The 25,240-nt window shown below is 64.8% G+C and carries 25 protein-coding genes; 15 read left to right on the plus strand and 10 right to left on the minus strand.

The features are described 5' to 3' along the window. Positions 1-100 precede the first annotated feature (100 nt). On the plus strand, positions 101-2,089 hold the full coding sequence (gene acs / locus ABY42_RS04290) for an acetate--CoA ligase (protein ID WP_050458804.1): 1,989 nt from the start codon (positions 101-103) through the stop codon (positions 2,087-2,089). A gap of 29 nt (positions 2,090-2,118) precedes the next feature. Here acs and ABY42_RS04295 read toward each other — a convergent pair whose 3' ends face one another. Further along, the gene (locus tag ABY42_RS04295; RefSeq protein WP_004972531.1) at positions 2,119-2,364 is read right to left on the minus strand and encodes a hypothetical protein; all 246 of its coding nucleotides are present in this window, start codon (positions 2,362-2,364) and stop codon (positions 2,119-2,121) included. 176 nt (positions 2,365-2,540) lie between these two features. Between ABY42_RS04295 and ABY42_RS04300 the strand changes: the two genes are divergently transcribed. Beyond that, positions 2,541-4,163, plus strand: coding sequence for a long-chain-fatty-acid--CoA ligase (locus ABY42_RS04300; protein ID WP_050458805.1), 1,623 nt, complete (start codon positions 2,541-2,543; stop codon positions 4,161-4,163). Positions 4,164-4,247: 84 nt separating this feature from the next. Here ABY42_RS04300 and ABY42_RS04305 read toward each other — a convergent pair whose 3' ends face one another. Continuing rightward, on the minus strand, positions 4,248-4,850 hold the full coding sequence (locus ABY42_RS04305; protein WP_004972529.1) for a hypothetical protein: 603 nt from the start codon (positions 4,848-4,850) through the stop codon (positions 4,248-4,250). 559 nt (positions 4,851-5,409) lie between these two features. On the opposite strand from ABY42_RS04305, the gene ABY42_RS04310 reads away from it, so the two are divergent. The 6 genes from ABY42_RS04310 (at position 5,410) to ABY42_RS04335 (ending at position 11,160) form a co-directional block, all read left to right on the plus strand. Further along, positions 5,410-6,717, plus strand: coding sequence for a substrate-binding protein (locus tag ABY42_RS04310; RefSeq protein ID WP_197092924.1), 1,308 nt, complete (start codon positions 5,410-5,412; stop codon positions 6,715-6,717). Positions 6,718-6,841: 124 nt separating this feature from the next. Next, positions 6,842-7,810, plus strand: a complete 969-nt coding sequence (locus ABY42_RS04315) for a branched-chain amino acid ABC transporter permease (RefSeq protein ID WP_050458806.1) — start codon at positions 6,842-6,844, stop codon at positions 7,808-7,810. Beyond that, the gene (locus ABY42_RS04320) at positions 7,807-8,988 is read left to right on the plus strand and encodes a branched-chain amino acid ABC transporter permease (protein ID WP_004972526.1); all 1,182 of its coding nucleotides are present in this window, start codon (positions 7,807-7,809) and stop codon (positions 8,986-8,988) included. Before ABY42_RS04315 ends, ABY42_RS04320 begins: the two co-directional genes overlap by 4 nt. Beyond that, entirely contained in the window at positions 8,985-9,743 is a 759-nt protein-coding gene (locus ABY42_RS04325; RefSeq protein WP_004972525.1) for an ABC transporter ATP-binding protein, read from the plus strand. Before ABY42_RS04320 ends, ABY42_RS04325 begins: the two co-directional genes overlap by 4 nt. Continuing rightward, positions 9,740-10,483, plus strand: a complete 744-nt coding sequence (locus ABY42_RS04330; RefSeq protein WP_004972524.1) for an ABC transporter ATP-binding protein — start codon at positions 9,740-9,742, stop codon at positions 10,481-10,483. The genes ABY42_RS04325 and ABY42_RS04330 overlap by 4 nt, the downstream gene beginning before the upstream one ends. Before the next feature lie 2 nt (positions 10,484-10,485). Further along, on the plus strand, positions 10,486-11,160 hold the full coding sequence (locus ABY42_RS04335) for a thioredoxin family protein (protein ID WP_004972523.1): 675 nt from the start codon (positions 10,486-10,488) through the stop codon (positions 11,158-11,160). Here the strand turns inward: ABY42_RS04335 and ABY42_RS04340 are convergent. The 6 genes from ABY42_RS04340 to ABY42_RS04365 all read right to left on the minus strand — a co-directional run bounded on the left by ABY42_RS04340 (position 11,157) and on the right by ABY42_RS04365 (position 15,240). Further along, entirely contained in the window at positions 11,157-11,561 is a 405-nt protein-coding gene (locus ABY42_RS04340; protein ID WP_004972522.1) for a universal stress protein, read from the minus strand. The genes ABY42_RS04335 and ABY42_RS04340 overlap by 4 nt on opposite strands. A gap of 53 nt (positions 11,562-11,614) precedes the next feature. Further along, positions 11,615-11,869, minus strand: coding sequence for a DUF7520 family protein (locus tag ABY42_RS04345; protein ID WP_004972521.1), 255 nt, complete (start codon positions 11,867-11,869; stop codon positions 11,615-11,617). A 449-nt stretch (positions 11,870-12,318) separates the two neighbouring features. Continuing rightward, on the minus strand, positions 12,319-14,076 hold the full coding sequence (locus ABY42_RS04350; protein WP_004972520.1) for a cbb3-type cytochrome c oxidase subunit I: 1,758 nt from the start codon (positions 14,074-14,076) through the stop codon (positions 12,319-12,321). A 98-nt stretch (positions 14,077-14,174) separates the two neighbouring features. Next, entirely contained in the window at positions 14,175-14,534 is a 360-nt protein-coding gene (locus ABY42_RS04355) for a DUF6684 family protein (RefSeq protein WP_049904941.1), read from the minus strand. A gap of 91 nt (positions 14,535-14,625) precedes the next feature. Beyond that, positions 14,626-14,991 (minus strand): DUF7541 family protein, encoded by a 366-nt coding sequence (locus tag ABY42_RS04360; protein WP_004972518.1) that lies wholly within the window; start codon positions 14,989-14,991, stop codon positions 14,626-14,628. Between the two features lie 45 nt (positions 14,992-15,036). Continuing rightward, positions 15,037-15,240, minus strand: a complete 204-nt coding sequence (locus ABY42_RS04365; RefSeq protein WP_050458807.1) for a VNG_1110C family protein — start codon at positions 15,238-15,240, stop codon at positions 15,037-15,039. A gap of 157 nt (positions 15,241-15,397) precedes the next feature. On the opposite strand from ABY42_RS04365, the gene ABY42_RS04370 reads away from it, so the two are divergent. Together ABY42_RS04370 and ABY42_RS04375 are read left to right on the plus strand one after the other, a co-directional pair. Continuing rightward, on the plus strand, positions 15,398-16,507 hold the full coding sequence (locus tag ABY42_RS04370; RefSeq protein WP_004972516.1) for an OBG GTPase family GTP-binding protein: 1,110 nt from the start codon (positions 15,398-15,400) through the stop codon (positions 16,505-16,507). Beyond that, positions 16,504-16,983: a TIGR04206 family protein gene (locus ABY42_RS04375; protein WP_004972515.1), complete on the plus strand. Its 480-nt coding sequence runs from the start codon at positions 16,504-16,506 to the stop codon at positions 16,981-16,983. The genes ABY42_RS04370 and ABY42_RS04375 overlap by 4 nt, the downstream gene beginning before the upstream one ends. Before the next feature lie 7 nt (positions 16,984-16,990). Here ABY42_RS04375 and ABY42_RS04380 read toward each other — a convergent pair whose 3' ends face one another. Then, positions 16,991-18,433, minus strand: a complete 1,443-nt coding sequence (locus tag ABY42_RS04380) for an MATE family efflux transporter (protein ID WP_050458808.1) — start codon at positions 18,431-18,433, stop codon at positions 16,991-16,993. Positions 18,434-18,568: 135 nt separating this feature from the next. On the opposite strand from ABY42_RS04380, the gene ABY42_RS04385 reads away from it, so the two are divergent. The 3 genes from ABY42_RS04385 to artA all read left to right on the plus strand — a co-directional run bounded on the left by ABY42_RS04385 (position 18,569) and on the right by artA (position 23,222). Further along, the gene (locus tag ABY42_RS04385) at positions 18,569-19,348 is read left to right on the plus strand and encodes a VOC family protein (RefSeq protein WP_049904940.1); all 780 of its coding nucleotides are present in this window, start codon (positions 18,569-18,571) and stop codon (positions 19,346-19,348) included. A gap of 224 nt (positions 19,349-19,572) precedes the next feature. Then, the gene (locus ABY42_RS04390; protein ID WP_050458809.1) at positions 19,573-22,140 is read left to right on the plus strand and encodes an ArtA-dependent S-layer glycoprotein; all 2,568 of its coding nucleotides are present in this window, start codon (positions 19,573-19,575) and stop codon (positions 22,138-22,140) included. Positions 22,141-22,301: 161 nt separating this feature from the next. Then, on the plus strand, positions 22,302-23,222 hold the full coding sequence (gene artA / locus ABY42_RS04395) for an archaeosortase A (protein ID WP_004972511.1): 921 nt from the start codon (positions 22,302-22,304) through the stop codon (positions 23,220-23,222). Between the two features lie 60 nt (positions 23,223-23,282). On the opposite strand, the gene dph5 is transcribed toward artA, so the two are convergent. After that, positions 23,283-24,092 carry a diphthine synthase gene (gene dph5, locus ABY42_RS04400; protein WP_050458810.1) on the minus strand — a complete coding sequence of 270 codons (810 nt, stop codon included), beginning with the start codon at positions 24,090-24,092 and terminating at the stop codon, positions 23,283-23,285. Positions 24,093-24,241: 149 nt separating this feature from the next. Between dph5 and ABY42_RS04405 the strand changes: the two genes are divergently transcribed. Both ABY42_RS04405 and ABY42_RS04410 read left to right on the plus strand, forming a co-directional pair. Further along, positions 24,242-24,784, plus strand: a complete 543-nt coding sequence (locus ABY42_RS04405) for a DoxX family protein (RefSeq protein ID WP_004972507.1) — start codon at positions 24,242-24,244, stop codon at positions 24,782-24,784. A gap of 82 nt (positions 24,785-24,866) precedes the next feature. Continuing rightward, a complete protein-coding gene (locus ABY42_RS04410; RefSeq protein WP_004972506.1) occupies positions 24,867-25,076 on the plus strand; it encodes a DUF7542 family protein in 210 nt (69 codons plus the stop codon). Positions 25,077-25,240: the final 164 nt, after the last annotated feature.

The following is a 25,240-nucleotide window of genomic DNA, read 5'->3' on the forward strand; positions in this document are numbered from 1 at the left end:
ACCGACCGACGGACCGGTGACTGCCCGCGACGAGAGTCCCCGCTCGGACTGCTGGACTACATAGATTTATCATGGAGGATTGGTGTAGTTAGCACGTACTATGGCAGACGGTGACACCGAACTGGAGGCACGGCTGGTCGAGCAAGAGGAGTTCGAACCCTCCGAGGAGTTCGTCGCGCAAGCGAACGTCTCCGACCCGGCCGTCTACGACGAGTTCGAGGAGAACTGGCCCGAGTGTTGGGAGGGGGCCGCCGAGATGCTCGACTGGGACGAAGAGTACGACGAGGTGCTGGACGACTCGAACCCGCCGTTCTACAAGTGGTTCACGGGCGGCAAGCTCAACGTCTCGTACAACTGCGTCGACCGGCACGTCGAGAACGGGGACAAGAACCGCGTCGCCATCAAGTGGGAGGGTGAACACGGCGAGACGCGGACGTACACCTATCAGGACCTCTATCGCGAGGTGAACGAGTTCGCGGCGGCGCTGCGCGACCTCGGCGTCGAGGAGGACGACGTGGTCACGCTCTACATGCCGATGATTCCCGAACTGCCCATCGCCATGCTCGCGTGCGCCCGCATCGGCGCGCCGCACTCGGTCGTCTTCGGCGGCTTCTCCGCCGACGCGCTGGCGACGCGGATGAACTCCGCGGACTCCCGGTTCCTCGTCACCTGCGACGGCTACTACCGCCGCGGCGACCCGCTCGACCACCTCGACAAGGCCAACGAGGGCCTCGACGGCGTCGACCACGGCGTCGACGCGACGGTCGTCGTCGACCGCCTCGGCGACGACGGCTTCGGCCACGACCTGAAGGGCAATCAGCACGACTGGGACGACCTCCTCGACGAGCACGCCGGCGAGCGAATCGACCCCGTCGAGCGCGACGCCGAAGACATGCTGTTCCTGATGTACACCTCGGGCACGACGGGACAGCCGAAGGGCGTCAAGCACACCACCGGCGGCTACCTCGCGTACGCCGCGTGGACCTCTCACGCGGTGCTCGACATCGAGAAGGAAGACACGTACTGGTGTTCGGCCGACATCGGCTGGATTACGGGCCACTCCTACATCGTCTACGGGCCGCTGGCGCTCGGGACGACGACGGTCATGTACGAGGGGACGCCCGACTTCCCCGACCGCGACCGCCTGTGGGACATCATCGAGAAGTACGCCGTCGACATCTTCTACACGGCCCCGACGGCGATTCGCGCGTTCATGAAGTGGGGCAGCAGGTTCCCCGAACAGCACGACCTGTCGAGTCTGCGCCTGCTCGGCACCGTGGGTGAGCCCATCAATCCGCGGGCGTGGAAGTGGTACTACAAGCACATCGGCAACGAGGACTGCCCGGTGGTAGACACGTGGTGGCAGACCGAGACCGGCGGCATGATGATAACGACCCTCCCGGGTATCAAGAACATGAAACCCGGGTCGGCCGGCCCGCCGCTGCCGGGCATCGACGCCCAAATCGTCGACACGAAAGGAAAGCGGGTCGACGCCGGTCGGGCGGGCTATCTCACGGTGAACAAGCCGTGGCCGGGGATGCTCCGGACGCTCTACAAGAACGACGAGCGCTTCATCCAGGAGTACTGGCAGGAGTACTCCGACACCGACAGCGACGACCCCGACGACTGGGTCTACTTCCCCGAGGACGGCGCGAAAATCGACGGCGACGACTACATCACCATCCTCGGGCGCGTGGACGACGTCATCAACGTCTCGGGCCACCGCCTCGGGACGATGGAAATCGAGTCGGCTATCGTCGGCGTCGAGGGCGTCGCCGAGGCCGCCGTCGTCGGCGGCAATCACGAGGTGAAAGGCGAGGCGGTCTACGCCTACGTCATCACCGAGGAGGGACAGGACGAAGACGACGAGATGCGAAAGCGCATCATCGAGGGCGTCGAGGACGCCATCGGTCCCATCGCCCGCCCCGAGATGGTCGTGTTCACGCCGGAACTGCCGAAGACGCGGTCCGGGAAGATTATGCGCCGTCTCCTCGAGGAAATCGCGAACGGCGAGGAACTCGGCGACACGACGACGCTCCGGAACCCCGAAATCGTCGAGTCGATTCAGCGGCAGGTCGAAAGCGAGTAACCACCGGCTTCACCACCGTCGGCCCCGTCCTATCGCGGCTTTTCTTCGACCCACGCCGACAGCGACGGCTCGTCGCGGAAGTACAGTCGTTCCCGGACGCCGTCTCGTTCGACCACGGCGAGGAGGTGTTTCTCGGAGAGCCGAATCTCCTCGCCGCTGTAGGTGCAGGGTTCGATTCGCTCGTCGCCCGGCCGCCACAGCCGATGGGGGACGACGCGAACGATGGTCTCGTCCCGGCCCGTCGGCGAGCGCCCGGTGTAGTCTGAAAGCGCCATACGCGCGCTACGGACTCCTCGAATAAGGTATTTTCCTGCATAGTTTGTGTAGTAATATAGTCTCTCGCGGCGCGAGTCGTGGGATATTGTGGCTCGGTGTGAGAATAGTTCTCAATTATCCGCGCCGCGGTACCAGCCCGCACATTTATTTTGAACGTTAGTGAAGGATAGCGCGTATGAAGAAACCACTCCTGGTGACGGAGTTCCTCGACCGCGCGCGGCGGTACTACGGGGACGAGGAGGCGGTCGTGGCGACGACCGGCGAGCGCTTTACCTACGACGAACTCGGCGAGCGCGCCGACGGCTTCTCGGCGGCGCTCCAGTCCCGCGGCGTCGAGAAGGGAGACCGGGTCGCGGTGCTCGACCCGAACACCCACTACCACCTCGAAGCCGCCTACGGGTCGATGCAGCTCGGAGCCGTCCACATGCCGCTGAACTACCGGCTCGTCCCGGCCGACTTCGAGTACATGCTGAACGACGCGGACGTGACGGCCGTCTACGCCGACTACGCCTTCGCCGAGAAGATAGACGAGGTCCGCGACGAGATTCCGACGGAGATCTTCGTCACGAACGACCCCGAGAAGGCCGCCGAGTCGACCGACGGCGAGTGGCTCGACTTCGACGAGTTGGTCGCGGAGTCGACCGACTACGAGCGCCCGGAGATGGACGAAGACGACATCGTCACCATCAACTACACCTCGGGGACGACCGGCGACCCGAAGGGCGTCTGTCGGACCCACCGCGCGGAGACGATTCACGCCTACCTCGTCTCGATGCACCAGGACATCGCCGACGACGACGTCTACCTCTGGACGCTCCCGATGTTCCACGTCAACGGCTGGGGGCACATCTACGCGATTACCGGACACGGCGCGAAGCACGTCTGCACCCGCGGGGTCGACGCCGAGACCGTGTTGGACGCCATCCGCGACGAGGACGTGTCGTATCTCTGCGCCGCGCCGACGGTGCTGAACATCCTGATGAAACACTACCGCGAGGAAGGCGGTGTCGAGACGACCGGCGCGAGCCCCGTCCGGGCGGCGACCGCGGGCGCGGCCCCGCCGGAGGCGACGATTCGGACCGTCGAAGACGAGTTCGGCTGGCGGCTCATGCACGTCTACGGGGCCACCGAGACCGGCCCGCTCATCACGACCTCGGAGGCCGGACGCTACCTGGGGGACGGCGACGACCGCTTCGGCGTGAAGAAGAAACAGGGCATCGGCTACCTCGGCACCGACGTTCGCGTCGTCGACGAGGACGGAAACGACGTGCCGAGAGACGACCAGTCCATCGGCGAAATCGTCGTCGCGGGCAACCAGGTGATGGAGAAGTACTGGAACAAACCCGAGGAGACGGAGGAGGCCTTCTCGGCGCGGCTGGAGGGCTACTACCACATGGGCGACCTCGCGGTCGTCGACGAGAACGGCTTCATCAGCATCCAGGACCGCAAGAAGGACATCATCATCTCCGGCGGCGAGAACATCTCCAGCATCGAACTGGAGGACACGCTGTTCGACCACGACGAGGTCGCCGACGTGGCGGTCATCCCCGTCCCGTCCGACGAGTGGGGCGAGTCGCCGAAGGCGTTCGTCGTGCCGACGAGCGGCGACCCCGACGCGCCGGGCGTCACCGCCGAGGCGCTCATCGAGTTCTGTCGGGAGCGCATCGCGACGTACAAGGTGCCGAAGGAAATCGAGTTCGTCGCCGAACTCCCGAAGACCGCGACCGGGAAGATTCAGAAGTACGAACTGCGCGAGCGGGAGTGGGAAGACGAGGGGCGGATGGTCGGGGAAGGATAGGAACGACCGCGTTAAGCCCGCGTTTCTGCGGGTAGCAGGGTCTTAACCGCGGCCGAGGGGTCTCGTTTGGAGGGCGTGCGCGGTTCAGCGGTCGTTGCAGGGGCAGTCGAGGCCGAGGGAACCCGGGTTGTTGTTGAACGCGTCGAGGGTGTCTTTGAGCTTCTCGCCGTCGACGCCGCCGGCGTACCAGCTCGTCTGTTTTCCGTTGCCGTTGCTTCCCCAGCTAGAGTTGCTGAGCCACGTGCCGGCCATGTTCTTGACTTCCTCGATGGTGTAGCCCGCGTAGTAGCCGTACTGGATAGTCGCGCCGCCACTCGTGCATCCCGGGTCGTTACCCGGTCTGTTCCGGAGGTTGAGGATGATGGCGAGGTAGTGTTTCGCCATGATATTCGCCTTATCGCCCTTCGTGGGCGCGACGAGGAACTCGCGCCACTCGTCGTGGGTCTTGGTGACGCCGCGGAGGGTGTATTCCGAGTTGGGTCCCTCGCCGAGAACCGCCCAGTTGTCTTCGGGGTCGCTGTACTCCGCGTGGTTCGCCCAGTAGCCGGGCGTCTTGGGACACATGGTCGCTGCCACGGAGCCGGAAACCGCGGGGATGCCGATACCGATGCCGAGCGCCGACATCGCGCCGAGTCGGAGCACGGAGCGTCTTGTCGGTTTGAATCCGTCGTTCGTGTCGTCTGTCATAGTAGTGCCACGGAGGGTGGCTGATGCATTATTTGCGCTTTGCCGGGTTAGTTATAAATCGGACATTCACGAAGGGCGGGAGCTTAACGGTCGCTGTCGAACCGGGAGAATCACGTTGAAACGGTGGAATCCGCGTATATATATCTAGTATTCTGATAGTTGTGAACCGATAGTCGACCCGCCCACGCGGTCGGCGACGCTGCGGACTCGCGGGCGCAGTGCCCTCACTGAAGCGAGTTCGTCGGCTCTGTTCGCCGCCCTCGACGACCGGCCTAAGGGGGAGGAACGTGGCGAGCAAGTCCACCACCGGCGCGTATTTTACGTCTGCAACGCGTGGGACGTAACGAAGCGCCCGCTCCCCCGGTGCCTCCGGCCGGTGGCTCCCTTATACTATCCCGTAGACGACCCGATACTATCATTATTGTTAATACAAGTAATAGGGAATCCATACATAACTATTATTAACGATGTATCCGCCGATGTGTCTATGGCACGGGATAACAAGTCTCTAAATCGACGAGACGTGCTGAAGGCGACTGGTGCTGTTGGGACCGCTGGCTTGGCAGGGCTGGCGGGGTGCACCGGCGGCGGTGACGGAAGCGATGGAAGCGGCGGTGGAGGGGGTGGCGGCGGAGACGACGAGTATCCGGCGCTGGGCAACTTCCCCATCGAGGGCGACACGGCCACGTTCGGCTTCAACGTCCCGCAGTCGGGACCGTACGCCTCGGAGGGTGAAGACGAGCTTCGGGCCTATCAGCTCGCGGTGAAGCACCTCAACGAGGGCGGCGGCTGGGTCGACTCGCAGTTCGACGACCTCTCCGGCGACGGCGTCCTCGGCTACACCATCGACCACGTGGACGGGGACACGGCCACGGACGCGGACCAGGCGCGGCAGTCCGCCTCGGGGATGATTCAGCGCGACGACGCCATCATGATTTCGGGCGGGTCGTCCTCGGCGGTCGCCATCGCGGTGCAGGGGCTGTGTCAAAACGAGAAAGTCATGTTCATGTGCTGTCTGACGCACTCGAACGACACCACCGGAAAAGACTGCGTCCGCTACTCCTTCCGCGAGATGTTCAACGCCTACATGACGGGGCAGGCGCTCGCCCCGGTCGTCCGCGACGCCTACGGCGAGGACCTGCAGTTCTACCAGCTCTACGCCGACTACAGTTGGGGGCAGACCCAGCAGGCGTCGATGGAGCAGTTCATGACGGACGTCGCCGGGTGGGAGCAGATCGAGTCGGTCGCGACCCCGCTCGGGACGTCCGACTACTCGACGTACCTCTCGGAGGCACAGAGCTCCGGTGCGGACGTGCTCATCTTGAACCACTACGGCCTCGACGGCGCGAACTCCATGCAGCAGGCCATCGACGCCGGCATCGACGAGGACATGGAGATCATCGTTCCGCTGTACAACCGCCCGATGGCGGAGGCGGCGGGCGGTGCGATAGAGGGCATCTACGGCACCGTCGCGTGGGACTCGCAGATAGACAACACGCCGTCGCAGGAGTTCACGCAGGCGTTCCGAGACGAGTACGACCGGACGCCGTCGGGCCCCGCTCAACTGGCGTACGCACAGACGCTCCAGTACGCGGCCGCCGTCGAGCGCGCGGGCACGTTCTACCCGCCGGAGGTCATCAAGCAACTCGAAGACTACGAGTACGACAACATCGGGATGGGCTCGGAGACGATGCGCGGCTGCGACCACCAGGCGCAGCGAGACGTGCCGGTCGTCCAGGGGCTTCCCGCCTCCGAGCAGAGCGAGGGGACGTACTTCAACATCGTCAACATCACCAGCCGCGACGACCTCGGCTACGCGTGCGACGCCGGGCCGGCGGCCGAGTGTGAACTCGGGTCCTACGAGTAGACACTCACCTCCACCGTTATCTTAATGAAAGTTAATCGCAGACAACCACGCACACGTAAATGAGTAAGTTTAGCATACCCATGGTAGTTCGCGCTTCGAACATCCGAGGCGGAGGTGGGGGGCGATGAGCCTTCTGTCGGACGTACTCGTCATCCTGCTCAACGGGCTGCAGCAGGGGGCTATCTACGTCCTCTTAGCGGTCGGTCTCTCCATCATCCTCGGCACGCTCAAGTTCGTCAACTTCGCGCACGGCGCGCTGTATCTCGTCGGCACGTACGCGGGGCTGTTCGTCGCGCTGAACGTCCCGCTTTCGAACGGGAAACTGGCCGAGTGGGGCTTTTCGAGCTTCGGGCTCGACATCGGCTTCTTCGCCGCCCTGCTTTTCGTCCCGCTTTTCGTCTTCGGCGTCGGCCTGCTGATGGAGCGGTACCTCGCGCGGGCGTTCTACGACCGGCCCGACACCGACCAGATTCTCGTCACGTTCGGGCTCGCAATCGTCGTTCAGGAGCTGTTCCGCGTCCTGTTCGGCAGCAACAGCCTGCCGTTCGAACAGCCCGAGCGAATCCTCTCGTTCGGCTCGTTCGCCGGTCTTCCCGTCTCCGGCCCGATAGCGCTGCCCATCGTGGGTAACTTCCCGCAGTGGCGGCTCTGGGTCATCGGCATCACGGCCGTCCTCGTGGCGCTCGTGTACCTGCTCGTCGAGTACACCGACTTCGGTCTCGTCGTTCGCGCCGGGACCCGCGACGCCGAGATGGTCCGACTCCTCGGCATCAAAATCACCCGTCCGTACATCGTGGTCTTCGGCATCGGCGCGGCGCTCGCCGGGGTTGCGGGCGTCGTCGGCGGCCCGCTGAACGTCGTCAACCCGACCATCGGGACGAACATCCTCGTTCCGGCGTTCCTGACGGTCGTCATCGGCGGGGTCGGAAGCATCGCCGGCGCGGTCCTCGGCGGTATCGTCTTCGGCCTCACGACCGCCGCCCTCGTCTCCTTCGCGCCCGCGTGGTCGCAGGTCGGCCTGTACGCCATCGCGGCCATCGTCCTCCTGACGCGGCCGCAGGGCCTCCTCGGCGACGAAGAGGTGACGCCATGAGCGAGAAGGACGCCAACCCGAGCGCGAAGGACGCGCTCGTCGGCGGCACCCTCTTCGGTCGCTGGGAGAAACTCCGCGGCCGCGAGGGGACGGTCGTCGGTATCACGGCCATTCTCGTCGCGGTGTTCCCGTACCTCTTCGCCCGCGCACCCGTCGTCTCGGGGTTCCTGCAGGGCTACCAGAGCCTCGCGACGCTCATCCTCATCTGGGGCATCTTCGCCATCGGCTTCGACCTGCTGCTCGGCTACACCGGACTGCTCTCGTTCGGCCACGCGGCCTTCTGGGGCGGCGCGGCGTACGCCGCGGGCATCGTCGCCAAGAACGTCAGCGGCGACCCCATCGTGATGGTCGTCTCGGGGACGCTTTTCGCCGTGCTCCTCGCGTGGGTGCTCGGCTTCCTGTCGCTCCGCCGCGGCGGCATCTACTTCTCCATCCTCACGCTGGCGTTCGCCCAGATGTTCTACTACATGGCCGCGTCGCCGCTGGCGTTCCTGACCAACGGCGAAAACGGCCTGACCGGCGTCGAGGTCGGCAGTTTCCTCGGCGTCATCCACCTCGAAGCGGACGTGCCGTCCATCGGCGGGATGCTCCTCGGAACGTGGCTCTACGCCTTCGTCGGCGTCTTCTTCGTCGGCGCGGTCGCGGTCGCCTACCGCATCCTCAACTCCCCCTACGGGATGGTGTTCCGCGCCATCCGCGAGAACGAACAGCGCGCGGAGTTCGTCGGACTCAACGTCTGGCGGTACAAGCTCATGGCGTTCATCATCTCGGGCGGGTTCGCGGGCGTCGCCGGGAGCCTCTTTACCATCCACGGTGCGTACGTTCCGCTCCAGTCGCTGTTCTGGACGGAGTCCGGCGACATCGTCGTCATGACCGTCCTCGGCGGCGCGGGCTCGATGTTCGGACCGGTCCTCGGTGTCGGACTGTACCTCTACATCGAGAACATCGTCAGCACCATCCAGGCGCTGACGATTCCCTTCACGGGCATCGTGCTCGTCCGGGACTTCGGGTTCTACTGGCACCTGCTCTTGGGCGTCGTCTTCGTCGCGGTCGTCTGGGTCGTTCCGGACGGCCTGTGGGGCATCCTGAACCGGCTCCGCGAACTCGCGGTCGACCTCGGTTCGAAGGCGGCGAAGCGACTTCGCGCGCGCTCCGAGAACGGAGGTGGCGGCCAATGACGCTCCTCGAAACGGAGAACCTCGTCAAGGAGTTCGGCGGCCTCGTCGCGACCGACGACGTGAACCTCACCGTCGAGGAGGACGAGCGCGTCTCTATCATCGGCCCGAACGGCGCGGGGAAGTCGACGCTCATCAACCTCATCACGCGACGGCTCGACCCGACGAGCGGCGATATCCGGTTCAAAGGCGAGTCAATCGTCGGCCTCGAACCGCATCAGGTGGTCCAACGCGGCGTCTCGAAGTCGTTCCAGACCGCCTCTATCTTCCCCGACCTCACCGTCAGGGAGAACGCCGAAATCGCGGCGCTGGCGGCCGAGCGCGGTGCGTTCGGCTTCGAGTTCCTGAGACACCGCGACAGCCTCACGGACGTACACGGCGTCGCCCGCGACACGCTCGACTCGGTCGGGCTGTTGGACCGCGCGGACACTATCGCGACCGACCTTCCCTACGGCGACAAGCGTCGCCTCGAAATCGGTATCGCACTCGCGAGCGAGCCCGACCTGCTCCTCATGGACGAACCGACCGCCGGCATGTCTCCCGAGGAGACGAAGTCGACGGTCGACCTCATCGAGCGGGTCAAACGCGACCACGGGCTCACGTTCGTCCTCGTCGAACACGACATGGAAATCGTCTTCAGCATCTCAGATCGCATCGTCGTCCTCAGCCGCGGCGGCATCATCGCCGAGGGGACCCCCGACGAGATTCGGGGCAACGAAGCCGTCCAAGAGGCGTACCTCGGAGGTGTCGAGCTATGAGCCTCCTCGAAATCGACGGTATCGACGCCTACTACGGCGAGAGCCACATCATCCGCGACCTCTCGATGAGCGTCGAGGAGGGGGAGATCTGCGCGCTCCTCGGCCGCAACGGCGCGGGCAAGACCACCACGCTCCGGTGTATCGCCGGCGCGACGCCGCCCGACGTTCGGAAGGGGCAGATTCGGTTCAAGGACGGCGACATCACGGGCGTCGCCGCGGAAGACGTGTCGGTGCAGGGAATCTCTCTCGTGCCCGAAGAGCGGCGCATCTTCCCGAACCTCTCGGTCGCCGAGAACCTCCACCTCGCGGAGGTCGTCAACAACAAATCGAACACCTGGGGTCGGTCGCTGTCGTTCGGTCACAAGGGGATGTCGACCGAGGAGGTCTACGACCAGTTCCCTCGGCTGGACGAGCGGAAAGACCAGCGCGCGGGGACGCTCTCGGGCGGCGAACAGCAGATGCTCGCCATCGCGCGCGCTCTGAAGCAGAACACGGACCTGCTTCTCCTCGACGAGCCGTACGAGGGGCTCGCGCCCAAGATTATCGAGGACGTGGAGGACGCGGTCGAGCGCATCAGCGACGCGGGGACGACCATCCTCCTCGTCGAACAGAACGCCGCGGCGGCCATCAAACTCGCCGACCGCGCGTACGTCATCGACCAGGGGAGCATCGTCTTCGACGGGAGCGCCGACGAACTCCGCGAGGACGACGAGACCCGCGAGCGGTACCTGGGGGTCTGACCGTGGCCGCGACCCACGCCGACCCCGAGACGGCGCTCGAAACGCTCATCGCCGCCGGCGCGGTCGACGAAGCGCCCGACGGGACGCTCTCGACGACGGCGGAGTTCGAGAAGACGCTCGCCGTCTACCACGACATCTACGGCGCGGTTTCGACCGAGGAGTTCCACCAGACGGTCTCGGACCTCTTCGGCGTCGCGCCCGAGAACGTCGAGGAGCGACTCGACGAGTTCGGCGTCACCAGAGCCGACGTGGTCGCCTACCTCGCGGCGAAGTCGTTCCTCGACGCGCCGGTCGAACAGGACTCGCTGTTGGTCATGGCGGGCCTGCTCGTCGAGATGACCTCGTCGTCGCCGGTGCCGGCCGCGCTCGACGAACTCGACGACGACACCTTCGAATCCTACCTCGCAGACCACTCGGACGCCGTCGTTTTCGTCTGGCGACGCTTCTGCGAGCCCTGTGACGCGATGAAGGAGGACCTCGGCGCTGTCCTCGACCGAGTCCCGGACGGCGTCGCGGCCGCGGGCGTCGACGGCGAGACGGCCGACGAGTTCTGTCGGTCTTTCGAGGTCGACGCGGCGCCGACGGTGCTGTGCGTTCGCGACGGCGACCTGCGAGAACGAGCGTCCGGCCGTCAGACCCCCGACGAAGTCGCGGGACTCTTCGACCGGGTCTACTAGTCTTTTCGCTTCGTCGTGCCCGTCACCATGACGGGCCGCTCGGAGTTCAGAATCACCGTCTGCGTGACGCTCCCGAACAGCGCCTTCCCCGCCGGCGAGCGCTTCCGCCCGGCGGTGACGATGAGATCCGCGTCCTCCTCGTCGGCGAACTCGATGATGACCTCCGCGGGGTCGCCCGACGACTCGTTGACGTCGTACTCGATACCGCGGTCTTCGAGGAACTCGCCGGCCTCCCGGACCGAGTGAATCTGCGTCGCCGACGCCCCGCTCGGGTTGTCGGTGAAACTGTGGACGAGCGTCACCTCCTTCTCGTCGGGTTCGCCGGGGAGATTCGCGACCTCTTCGACGCACGCGAGCGCGTGCTCCGCGTCGTCATCGACACCGATTACCACGTGATACATACTACCACGTCCCGGTCGCCGGTCTTAGTATTTGTGCTGAACGTTCGTGCGAATTAGGCCGCGTCGTCGAGTCCCGCCGAGACGTAGACCACGAGCGCGAGCGGGGCGCCGAGGACGAGCGCGATGGTCAGCGCGCCGTAGGCCGCAAAGCCGAGGGGCGTCGGCGGGAACGGCACCAGAAAGAGGAACCGGGGGGCGCTGAGCCCCGAGACGAACGTGCCCGTGAGGTAGCCCGCGGCCCCGGCGACGGCGACGAGGGCGGCGTACAGTCCGAGGACGAAGCGGTGACCGCCGACGTTCGAACTCACGGTCCACGCTCGGGGGCGGACGCTGTTAGGGGTTTCCGTTCGCCTCGGGAGGAGGCGGTTCCCGTCCGCGTACCGATGCACCTTTTGCCGCACGCCCTAAGGGTGAGCTATGTCGGATACCGATATCCTCGGACTCGTGCTCGGGGCCATCGCGATACTGATGTTCGCGACGGGCGTCCTCCTCGTCGTCTGAGCACCGCCCGGTTTTCCGCGCCGCCGCATCGAGAGCAGTCGCTTTTCTCCACCGTGACCGTCGTCGCTCGCGAGCGGCGGCGCTGGCGATGTCGTGCTGGCGATGTCGTGATGTTTCAGCGCACGCGAGCGACCGACAGCTACGATAACACAAGTGCGGGCGCGTGGACGCACGGACAGTCAGCGCCGTCGGGCGCGTTCGCTCTCGAAAGACAGCGTCCGAAAAATGAAACCGAAACGCCGGCGAGCGGCGTCGACTACGCGTCGTCCGCGGATTCCGCGTCCGCGTCGTCGACCGTCTGTCCGCCGTCGGTGGCGAGTTCGGTCTCTTCTTCGCCGCCGTCGGTGACGGCCGTCTCCAGTTTGCGCTCGAACCAGGTCCACTCGGCCGTGACGAGGTCGTCGTCGGCGAGGTCCCACGGGTCGCCGTCTTGGACTTCGCGGCCTTCGAGCCACGACTGGACGAAGTTCCAGACGAAGATTATCTGGCCGACGAGCAGGATGAGCGCGCCGACCGTGGCGACCTGATGGAGCGTCGCGAACTGCGGCAGGTAGGTCGCGTAGCGACGCGGCATCCCGCCGTAGCCGAGCAGAATCATCGCGAAGAACGTCAGGTTCGTCCCGACCATCGAGAGCCAGAAGTGCCACTTACCGAGCGTGACCTGGTACATCCGGCCGGTGTAGATGGGGAACCAGTAGTAGAGCCCGGCGAAGCCGGCGAAGGCGATGGCACCCATGACGATGTAGTGGAAGTGTCCGACGACGTAGTAGGTGTCGTGGAGCACGAGGTCCACCGGAATCGACGCGAGGAAGACGCCCGTCACGCCGCCGATGATGAAGTTCGAGACGAAGCCGATACAGAACAGCATCGGCGTCGTGAGGCGAATCTTCCCGTTCCACATCGTCGTAATCCAGTTGAACGTCTTGACCGCGCTCGGTATCGCGATGGCCAGCGAGACGGCCATGAACGAGGCGCGGAGACGGGGGTCGATACCCGTCGCGAACATGTGGTGCGCCCAGACGCCGAACGAGAGGACGCCGATGGCGAGCGTGGAGTAGACGACGAACTTGAACCCGAAGAGCCGACGGCCCGCAAAGCGCGGGAGCACGAGGCTCACGATGCCCATCGGGGGCAACACGAGAATGTACACTTCGGGGTGGCCGAAGAACCAAAACAGGTGTTGCCAGAGAATCGCGCCGCCGTCGACCGAGAAGAACATCGTACCGAAGTTCCGGTCGAGAAGCAGCATCACGATGGCGCTGCCGAGAAGCGGGAACGCGAAGAGGATGAGCCCCGACTGGGTCAGAATCGTCCACGAGAAGATGTCGAGATTCGCCCACGAGACCTTCTCGTTGCGCTCCGTGAAGATGGTCGCGATGAAGTTGATCGCACCCATCGTGGCCGAGACACCGGAGAGGTGCAGGCCGAGGAGCATCAGGTCGACGCCGGCGTTCATCTGGTTGCCGGAGCCGACACCGGCGGAGAGCGGCGTGTACATCGTCCAGGCCGTCTGCGCCGGGATGACGTCCGGGATGGGGAAGAACCCGGCCCAGATGAGAAGCGCCGCCGGCGGCAGGAGCCAAAAGGCGATGGCGTTGATACGCGGGAACGCCATGTCGTCCGCGCCGATGAGAAGCGGGATAAAGTAGTTCGAGAACGCGGCGATGATGGGCGTCCCGAACAGGAACAGCATCGTAATCCCGTGGCTTGTGAGCAACGAGTTGTAGAACGTGTTCGAGATAAGCGTCATCGACGGGTCCGCCAGTTCAATCCGCATCAGGACGACCATGAGTCCGCCCACGGCGAACGCGACGAGCGCGTACGCGCCGTAGAGCATCCCGATGTCCTTGTGGTCGACCGTCGTCAACCAACGGATGACCCCGGATGGTTTCTCCTCCGAGACGTACTGCTCTGCGGTACCACCGACCGTGCCTCCGCCCGCGAGCGGGGTGTACGACCGCCAGTCTTCGACCCGCGCGAGCCACGCGGCGACGGCGATGAGGAAGACCCCCATGAGCACCGTCAGTGCTAACTGTCCGTTAACCTCCATGGAAGTGCCTGAGTAGTGCAGGGTAATGAAAGATTCGGGACCGCCCTGCGATTCGAGGTGCTTTAAGCCGTCTCGTCCGCGGCTTCGACGGCGTCGTCATCCGTCGATTCTTCGAGTTCGGCCGTCTCTTCGCCCTCCGCTTCGTGAAGCGGCTTCGCGCCGGGAACGGTCGCCTGTCCGGGCGCGTAAACGGTGCCTTCCTTCTCGGAGCCCGCGATGGCCTTCCCCGAGAGGTAGGTGAGCGCGGCGAGGAGCACGAACGGCGCGATGAGAAGCGTGTACTGGAGCCCCGAAGTGAGCGATTCGAACCCAAACGGATTGACGAAGGTGAAAGCCACCACGAAAAACAGGATGATGGCCAGCGGAACCATGTTGACCGTGAGGTCGAGGATGGTCTCCTTGTCGAACGTCTTGGTTGCCATATCGAGACAGTCGGGGACGCCGTTCAAATAGATTGTTGGTTTCTCGTCCGGTCGGGGCGGGGTGGGACGGTCGCGTGGGCGTCCGCGGCGGTCAGAAGGTCTGTCGCTGCTCGCGGACGAACAGTTCGAAGACGACGCCGCCGACCACCAGCAGAATCGCGGCCGCGATGACCGCGTAGCCGCGGGTGACGAGGGCGATGTCGGTGAACGCGAGTCCCGCGCCGAACGCGAGGAAGATGGCCGCAAGCGCGGTGACTGCGCGAATCGTCGAGGTGACGTAGCCGGACTCCTTGAGGATGCCGACGACGCTCCCGCCGAACAGGAGCAGGCCGCCGACGGCGAGTGGAAACAGGCCAAACAACAGACCCAACTCGGAGATGGGTATCCCGAGCGCGATGAACACGGGCCACGGACTGGCCGTGCGGTACTGGTCGGAAAGTCCCGGCGCTTCGTCCATACCCGTCCGTTGGACTGTGTGGTAACAAGCCCTTCGGAACCGAGACTAGCGGAGGGAGATGCCCTGTCGCGCGAGAAAGTCGCTGACCGCACGAATCTCGACCGGGCTCCCGATGATTCGGCACGTGCCGCCGTCCTTTCGGTGGACGGAGACGATGAACTCCGTTTCGAGGTCGTCGCGCACGCTCTCCAAGAGGTCGCACGGGAGCACGATTTGCGTGCTATCGCGGAGCGTCCGAGGGTCGGGCATCGGTGTTCATCGGGCGGTCGAAGGGGTCGTGTATAACCGTGCCGATACTTGTCTGTTCGCGCACGCGCGACTACCACGATACCCGACGCGTCGGCGCGTCGAAATCCGCCGCGCGGAAGGAAAGGGTTTTTCGACGGACGCGGCGGAACTGTTGACGATGGGACTGGAGGAGGAGATCGAAGATATCCGCGAGGAGATATCTAACACGCCGTACAACAAGTCGACCGAGGCGCACATCGGTCGGCTGAAGGCGAAACTCGCGGAACTGAAAGAGAAACTCGAAAACCAGAGTTCGGCCGGCGGCGGCCAAGGGTACGCCGTCGAGAAGACCGGCGACGCGACGGTCGCGCTCGTCGGCTTCCCCAGCGTCGGCAAATCGACGCTCATCAACGCCCTCACCAACGCCGACAGCGAGACGGGCGAGTACGAGTTCACGACGCTCAACGTGAATCCGGGGATGCTGAAGTACAAGGGCGCGAACATCCAGATACTCGACGTGCCGGGCCTCATCGAGGGGGCCGCTGGCGGTCGCGGCGGCGGCAAGGAGGTCCTTTCGGTCGTCCGCACCGCCGACCTCGTCGTGTTCATGCTCTCGGTGTTCGAGATAGAGCGCTACGAGCGGCTGAAACACGAACTCTACAACAACAAGATTCGGCTCGACACGTCCCCGCCGAACCTCTCTATCAACAAGAAGGGCAAAGGCGGCATCAACGTGACAAAAAGCGACAGCGTCGACCTCGAAGAGGAGACCATCAAGGGCATCCTCCGCGAGCACGGCTTCGTCAACGCCGAGGTGACCCTCCGCGGCGAGACGACCATCGACGAACTCGTCGACGGCATCATGAAAAACCGGGTCTACCTGCCGTCTATCGTCGCCGTCAACAAGGCCGACCTCATCGACAAAGACTACCTCCCGACCGTCGAGGAGAACCTCCGCGAGATCGGTCTCGACCCCGACGAGGTCACGTTCATCAGCGCCGAGGCCGAGAAGGGTCTCGACGCGCTGAAAGAGGAGATCTGGGACGCCCTCGGGCTCATCCGCATCTACATGGACAAGCCCGGCCGCGGCGTCGACTACGACGAACCGCTCGTCCTCCGCGAGGGCGACACCATCGACGACGCCATCCACGAACTCGGGGCCAAACTCGACGAGCGGTTCCGGTTCGCACGCGTCTCCGGGCCGAGCGCGAAACACGACGACCAGCAGGTCGGCCGCGACCACGTCCTCGCCGACGAGGACGTGCTCCGCATCATCGCCCAGCGGTGACGACCGACCCGGCGACCCGGTCGGCTTCGCGGTCGTCCGCGCGCCGCCGACTCCAGCTACTCCTCGTCTTCGTCCTCGGTCTCGTTCCGTGGTCCGTCCAGACGTTCACGACCGGGGCTCTCACGCTCCTGTTCCCGTGGGGGCTCGTCGGCCCCTCGACCGGGAGCGTGACGACCATAACCGACTTCTTCCTGCGTTTTACGATGGGGCTTCCGGACTACATCCTCGTGTGGCCGGTCGGCGTCGCCTGCTACGCCGTCGCGCTCGGAAGCGCGCTCTCGGGCGTCCTGTTCGGCCGCGAGGACGTTCGACTCACCGCGGCCGGGCTCGCGCTCGCCGGCGTGACTCAGTTAGAGGTCGCCCGCGGGTTTTCGGTCCAACCGGGACGGACCGCGTGGCCGGTCGGTACCGTCCTCCTGTGGGCCGTGGCGGGGTTCGTATATTGGTCGCGCGCGAGCGAGCGCGACCCGCGGTGACGCCGCTTCAGTCGTCCGCGGCCGTCTTGGGCCGGTAGTTTCGACTGACGGCCTTCCACGTCCCCGTTTTGAAGCGGTAGTAGTTCAGCGCCGCCGGAATCGTCGTCTCGGCGAGGAACGCCAGATAGAGTCCGACGAGCCCAAGCGAAGTGACGGAGCCGATGTAGGTGAGCGGAATCGACCCGAGGAACATCCCGACGAACTGGCTGCCGAACGTCCAGCGGGTGTCGCCGCTGGCGTCGAGCGGACCCGCGGACCCGCCGGAGACGCCCTGTAAGATGACTGCGATGCAGGCGACGTAGACGAGGTCGATGGCGATGGGGACCGCCGGATCAGCCGGGTTGTCCACGAATCCGAGGACGATGGGGCGAGCGAATATCGCCACGAGGGCCGCCGAGACGATGTACGTGGCGACGGCGAACCGAATGACTTCGTTGCCGTAGGCCTCGGCGGTCTGCTCGTCGTCCTTGCCGAGCGCCTGCCCGACGAGGCTCGACGACGCCAGTCCGAATCCCCAGCCGGGGGTGTTCATCAGTCCCCAGATACGGCGGGCGATGACGAACGCCGCCACCACGTCCGGCCCGAAGCTGTCGAGGATGGCGAGCATCGGGAACTCGGCGACCGTCCAGACGAGCCCGCGACCCATCACGGGGAGGCCGATTTTGACGAGGTCGACGAGCGTCCGGGGGTCGACGAACGACCCGAAGGGGTCGATGGTGACGGGGAACGCGCCGACCCCGGGAAGCGACCCGCGAGACAGGCCGACTGCGAACGCGCCGGCGACGACGACGTTCGAGAGGACGGTCCCGAGGGCCGCGCCCTCGACGCCCATGTCGAGGCCGAAGATGAGCACCGCGTTGAGGACGATGTTGATGACCGCGCCGCTCGCGCGGAGCGTCATCGCGGTGTAGGCGTCGTCGCTGCCGACGAGGACGCGGCTCCCGATGAGGTTCAGGCCGGCGAAGGGGACGCCGAGGCCGACGATTCGGAGGTACGCCGCCCCGAGTTCGATGGCTCCTTGGTTGCTGCTCAGCACGGAGATGAGTTCGGTGGGAAACAGCCAGAAGACGGCCGTGACGGGGAGCGTGGCGACGACGGTCAAGAGCGCGCTCGACCGTACCGCGAGTCCTAACTCGTCTATCGCGTCCGCGCCGAAGCGCTGGGAGACGAGTGCGATGGTCCCCCCGGCGATACCGCCGCCGAGTGCGAAGGCGAGCCCCCAGTACGGCCCGGCGAACCCGACGCCGGTGATGGCGACGGTCCCGGAGGCGATACCCACCATCGCCACGTCGACGGCGTTCTTCGACATCCGGGCGATGCCGGTGACGACGCGGGGCCACGAGAGGTCGGCGATGCGGACCGCGCGCTCGCGGTCGAGGAGACCGAGTCGGGCGAGCGCCAGCCCGATGCCGAGGATGAGGAGGCGAACGGGATTGGGGACCGGGAACACTGCCGAATCGTAACTTCGGGGAGTACTTATGCACCACGTAACGGACCGAAAGTTCCGGTAGACGGCGTGTGGCAACCATCGACGGTGGGTTCCGCGTTCGGTACGTTTTTCGCCGGCGCGACACATCACTCGGGTATGTCCGGAACCCTCGACCACGTGATGATTCGCGTCGAAGACCTCGAGGAGTCGCTCGACTGGTACACGACCCACCTCGGCTACGAGGAGAAGGGTCGCTGGGAGGCCGACACGTTCACTAACGTCTACCTCGGTCCCGAGGACCTCCACGAGGAGGGCGCGGTCCTCGAACTCACCTACAACCACGGCGACCACACCTACGAGATGGGCGACGCGTGGGGCCACATCGCGGTCCGCGTCCCCGAGGACGAACTCGAATCCTCCTACCAGCAGCTCATGGACGAGGGCGTCGAGGACTACCGCGACCCCGAGTCCTGCGGCGGTCGCTACGCGTTCGTCAAGGACCCCGACGGCCACGAGGTCGAAATCGTCAAGCGGGATCACGGCGCGAAGTGGAGCCTCGACCACACGATGATTCGCGTCGAGGACGCCGACGAGGCGCTCGGCTTCTGGACCCGCAAGTTCGGCTACGAGCACACCGGCCGCTGGGAGTCCGACACCTTCGCGAACTACTTCATGAAGCCCGAGGGCGCGGCCGAAGAGGCGATGGCCGTCGAACTCACCTACAACTACGACGGCCGGAGCTACGAGATGGGCGACGCGTGGGGCCACCTCGCCGTCAGCGCCGACGACCTCCACGACTACTGGGAGACGCTCATGGAGCGCGAGGCCGAGGACTACCGCGACCCCGAGTCCTGCGACGACATGTTCGCGTTCACCAAGGACCCCGACGGCCACGAAATCGAAGTCATCCCCGCCGACTTCGAGTCACCGGAATAACAGGTAGATTTTCTAACACACCGCCGGTTCTGTTTATTCGCTGAACAGTACTCGTTTCTCGACGCTCTCCACGGAGAGACATTCCACAAAGTATTTATCCAATCTCCGGAGAGTCGCTTTCGTACCCCTACCCAAGGTGAAAATCAGCGAGTAATCCCCCCGCCCGACTACCCACGGGCGTACGGGAAAAAGCTGCTTCGCCGCTTATAGACTCATCTATAACAATGACAGCAAACAAACAAGTTCGCGCGGTTCTGCTCGCTGCGCTGATGGTTTTCTCGGTCTTTGCCGGGTCCATCGCGTTCACGGGCACTGCCGCTGCGGCGGCTACGTCGGCTACGGTATCTCCTGATACCGTCGACAAAGGCCCGTCTGCATCCGTCGATGTTACCGTTAACTCTGGCGGAGCGAACGATGTTCACGTATGGCTCGACCTGAACGACGACGGCTACTATAACGCCTCGGAGCCGAACAGCACGGATACCGCGGCCGCTACGGCAACCCTCTCGCTCTCGATTCCGGAGAGCGTCTCCGCCGGTGAGTACAACGTCTCCGCCGCAGAGAGCGCTAGCCTGACCGCCGGTACCACCCAGCAAGAGGCTTACGACACGCTTGATGTCGTTGCCGCCAACCCTGCTGACTTCAACTCCGCCACCCACTTCGACGATGGCACGCCGAAGGTCGAAGTCGCCTTCGACGAGGCCGTCACGGTCAACGAGATGAACGTCACGGACGGCGAGACCAACCTCTCGCAGTCCGTCTCCGTCTCCAGCGGCCAAGTCAACGTCACCCTCAGCCAGGTTTACACCGACGACCTCGAAGTCACGTACAACGTGACGGACACGTCCGGTAACACGGCCACCGCGACTGAGGACGTCACCTTCGCTCCGATCTACGTCGCAAACGAGTCCAACAACACGGCCTACCAGGGCTCCAACGTCGCGGTCGTCGCGAGCGCGGTGGACACCGACGTCGAAGTCGAAGGCGCTGACGACGACAACAACTACCAGTTCTCCGGTTCCACTGGCCCCAACAGTCAGGTCTTCGTCTTCGACACGGACGGCAAGACCCTCGACACGTACCAGTTCACGGTCGGCGGCGCCCAGAAGGCGCAGGTTGACGTTCGCGACCTCGGTCTCGAACTCACCGTCGACGACCTCAACATCACGACCAAGGACGGTATCGAAGGCTCCGTCTCGGCTAACGCGGGCGACCGCACCGTCGACATCGTCGCACTTGACGACGACGGCGACGAGGTCGAGGACACCGAGACGACCGTTACGCTCAACGGCCAGGGTGAAGCCGACTTCAACCTGAGCTCGGTCGACGCTGGCGAGTACACGATTGAGGCGACTGACGCCTTCACGGGCGTCACGCTCGAGTCCGACACGGTCACCGTCTCGAAGGCCAAGGACTCCACGGGTGACTTCGCGTCGTCCGTCATCAACGAACAGGTCGGCGACGTTGCCGAAATCACCGTCACGCTCGACGGCACGGACACCGGGACGGTCACCATCGGTGACTACAGCCTCGGTTACAGCGCGAACGTCACCGTCGAAGACGACAACGACGACGGTGAAGTCGTCCTTCTGTTCAACAGCTACGCACCGAAGAAGACCTCCTCGTTCGACGTTGACGACAGCGACGACGAGTACACGGTCGAGGACATCACCACGGATATCCCGAGCGGTGAGACCCTCGACGCCGGCGATTACGACCTCGAGGTCGCCACCGGCGGCGAGGCCGACAACGTCGCGACGCTCGTCCTCGAAGACCGCAGCACCGACAGTGTCGCCACCTGGACGGCACCCACGGGCGCTGACCTCACCGAGACCGAAGACGTCTACGACGCCATCGAGAACGAGAACCTGACGCAGACGGACTCGCTTGCTAACGGCGACGTCGTCGTCACGCAGGTCTCCGCGACGGGCCTCGAAGGCGCGTTCGACGCGTCGAACTTCGACGCCCTCTCGGGCACGCAGTTCAACCTCACGGTCGAGCAGACGAACCCCGGACCGAACCGCGACGCGAAGGTTCTGGGTATCAACAGCTCGAGCGCCACGATCATCGCTGACGGTGACAACGACACGTACTTCATCGTCTACGACCTCGACGACGTCTCTGCCTCGCGCACGGACTACTACGACAACACCTCGACGCTCTACGAAGTCGAGGACGACGACGCGTTCAACGCGACGTTCACCGTCCTCGAAGACGGTGACCTCGCCGAAGACGACGAGTCGGCCTCCGACGAGTTCGAAGTCGTCACCCCCGAACTCGAACTGGACCAGGACGAGTTCGCGGTCGGTAACGCCGCCGAGCAGTCCATCTCGGGCACGGCCACCGTCGCCCCCGGTACGGAACTCACCATCCGCGTGACCTCCGACGGCGACACCCAGCCGCGCTTCCTGAAGACCGCTTCGGTGTACGTGCAGGCCGACGGCACGTTCTCCTCCGCGTTCGACTTCTCGGAGCAGAACCTCAACGACACGTTCGAAGTGACGGCTTCCGTCGACTCCGGCACGGCTGACGATGCGACCGCTGACGGCATCGTCGGCGAAGCCATGGAGACGACGACGGCCGCGGAAACGACCACCACCGAGGAATCCACGGAAACGACCACCACCGAAGAGTCGACCGAGGAGCCCACGGAAACGGCAACCGCGACCGAAGAGCCGACTGAGGAAGCGACCGAGGAGACCACCGAGTCCAGCACGCCTGGCTTCGGTGTCGTTGTCGCCCTCGTCGCCCTCGTCGCCGCGGCACTCCTCGCAGTCCGCCGCGACAACTAACGACCGCTAATCCACCACCGGGGTTCTCCCGGTCCCCTCAACACTTCTTTATCGACCGCCCACACAGCGGCGGCGCTGCGCGTTCGGGTCGACCCAACGGTCGCGTGGATTCGACGCCCGGAACGACAAGGGATTTATTCGCTCCACCGCATCGAACACGTATGCCCGGTCTCCTCTCCGACGTCCTCGCGTGGCTGGTCATCGGTACCTTCGTCGCCGGCGCGGTCGCCAACGGGCGGGACCGCGAGCTCGGACGGCGGGTGATGACCGCAGCGTGGGTGTTGTTTGCGGTCTTCTGGCTCCAACTCATCCCGCATTTCACGCTCGTTCACAAGAGCTACATCGAGGGGCTGTTGACCATCGCGGCCGTCCCGGCGTCGCTCTACGCCGGCTGGCTCCTCTACAACGGCCGCGACACGCTGTTCGTTCTCTCGCGGGCCGTCGCCGCCATGGGCGTGGTCTACCTTCCCTTCGAGACGATTCCCGCGCTGACGCTGTTCGGGACGACCATCCCGGCCCCGCGGGGCGTCCTCATGGAGTCCGTCGCGGCGCAGACGCGCTTCCTCATCGAGTCGCTGGGCTACACCCCCCAGATGATTCCCGGCGACGAGGGCTATCTGAACACGTTCCTGTGGATGCAGGGCTCTCACCGAATCGAAATCTCGGTCGTCCTCGCCTGTACCGGTCTCGGTAGCATCGCCATCTTCGCCGGGCTCATCGCCGCCGTCGACGCCCCGATGCGACGGAAGCTCCGCGGACTCGCTATCGCCGTTCCCATCATCTACGCGCTGAACCTACTGCGGACGACGTTCATCACCATCTCAGTCGGCAAACAGTACTTCCAGTGGTTCGTCGACGAGGTTCTGTTCCTCTTCGGCTCGTCGGACCCCTACATGGTGTCGTTTTTCATCTCCGACCGCATCATCAGCCAGGCGCTCGCGGTCGTCGCGCTCGTCGGCATCACGTACCTCGTCGTCCAAGAGGTGCCGGAACTCCTCACCGTCATCGAAGACGTGCTCTACATGGTGACCGGCGAGGAGTACGACCTCAGAAGTGAGTTGGGCCTCGACGGCCGGGCGTAGTCGGCTCCGTGCGGACGTAGTCCCGGTTTCGTTCTCGTTCGGTTCGATTCTCGTCTCGCCTCAGTTTTCGTCGTCGAACAGTTCTTCGGGCGCGCCGCCGAGCGCCGAGAGCGCGTCGGCTTCGACGTGGTGGACCTCGCCGGGGATGACGAGCATGTGCAGCGGTTCGCCGAAGTCGCGCTCGGCGAGCGCCGACAGCCGGTCCGCCGCGACGACGGGGTCCGGACTCCCAGCCCGGCAGACGGCCACGCCCAGGGCGTCGCCGTCCCAGTGTTCGGCGAAGAGTTCGGCGGCGTAGTCGGCGGTCATGTACTGGTCGCCGTCGACCTCGACGCCGCGACGACCCTCCCAGTCGACCTTGATGTCGAGGTAGACCAGCGTGTGCAAGCCGAGTTCGCGGTTCGCTTCGAGCGAGTCGACGACGCTCTTCGGCACCGGGTCGCCGCCGTGAACGTACGGGAACGGGAGCGTCACGGCCTTCCCGAAGCGGTAGTTCTGGAGTCCAGTCAGGCCGCTGGCGGCGGACTGGGCGGTCACGCCGTGGACGAGTCGCGTCTCGATACCGCGTTCTTCGGCCCGGAGGCGCAGGTCGACGTGCGTGGTCGAAATCATCGTGTCGCCGGCGGTGAGGAACGCGATGTGATCGTCCTCCGCGGCGTCGAGTATCGGCTCGGGGTCCTGTTCGACGCCGGCGCGGTCGCGGACCTCGATGTCGATGTCGTGGTAGGCTTCGAGTTCCTCGACGGTCGCGCCGACGAGGTGGCTCGTGTAGAACTCCGCGAAGGCGCGGTCGGCGTCCGCGAGCGCCTCCCGCCCTTCGACGGTAATGGAGCGCTCGTCGTACAGCCCGAGGCCGATGAAAGTGAGCATGTCCGTCCTCTGTCGCGGGCGATGATAAGCGGCGTGACCTCCGACGAGACGACGATGCCCATTGTTTGAGATTGTCCAACACACTATTGTAGTTTGGCGGAAAATATCACCTCTGCATGGCAACCGACAGCCGCACACTAGAGACGGAGATGTTCGGACGACCGGTACGGTTCGACTACTCGGAGCGGTGGGTGGGCTACTCGCTTTTCCTCCTCAGAGTGGTGATGGGGTGGACGCTGTTCCAAGGCGGCATCACGAAGCTCGTGACGTACCTCGATGCGGACCCCTCGAACAACTGGACCGCGGCGGGCTACCTCGCCAACGCGATTCCCGCGGGGAACCCCCTGATGGGGCTGTGGAGTTCGATGGCGGGGAGCCCGCTCATCGACATGCTGAACATGTGGGGCTTGACGCTCGCGGGATTGGCGCTCATCCTCGGCGCGTTCGTCAGATTTAGCGCCTTCTGGGGCGCAGTTATGATGCTGTTCTACTGGGCGGCGGCGCTCGAAGGCGGCATCCTCGCCGGACTACCGCTGGCTCACGGCTGGGTCGTCGACGACCACATCGTCTACGCGGTGTTGCTGTTCGGTCTCGGTGCGTTCGGTGCGGGTCGTATCCTCGGCGTCGACGCCTACCTCGAAAACATGGAGTTCGTGCGGCGTAACCGGTGGATGAGTCTCGTCATGGGCTGACGACCGCGCACCAGCGACCGTTCTTTGGCCCCCGGCGCCGAACCCGACGGAACTTTCTCGACTGCCGCGTTTCGTTCGACTGATGTCGACACCTCGTGCGACGGTCTCCTGTCCGACGTGCGGCCTCGAAGAACACTTCTCTAAGCTCGCCGACGCGCGTCTCCGAATCGAAGAACACCGCGCGGAGACCGGACACGACCCCACGTGGGAGTTGGGACGGTTCGCACCCGGCGTGGAGAAGATGGGCGACGAAGCGGGCGTCTGCGGTGTGAACCTCGACGGGGACCGCTGACCGACATTCCGCACCCCAGCCCCGCCGAGCGTCGAGTCAGTGGATATGAGATTCATAACAATACGATATTCCGCCGAACGAGTGGGTATGTGGTGTGAACGGTGCGGACGGGATACGACGGTTCGGAGACACGCGGTAGACGAGTTCACCGGATTCCTCTGTAG

It is taken from the genome of Haloferax gibbonsii (assembly GCF_001190965.1).
Lineage (GTDB): Archaea > Halobacteriota > Halobacteria > Halobacteriales > Haloferacaceae > Haloferax > Haloferax gibbonsii.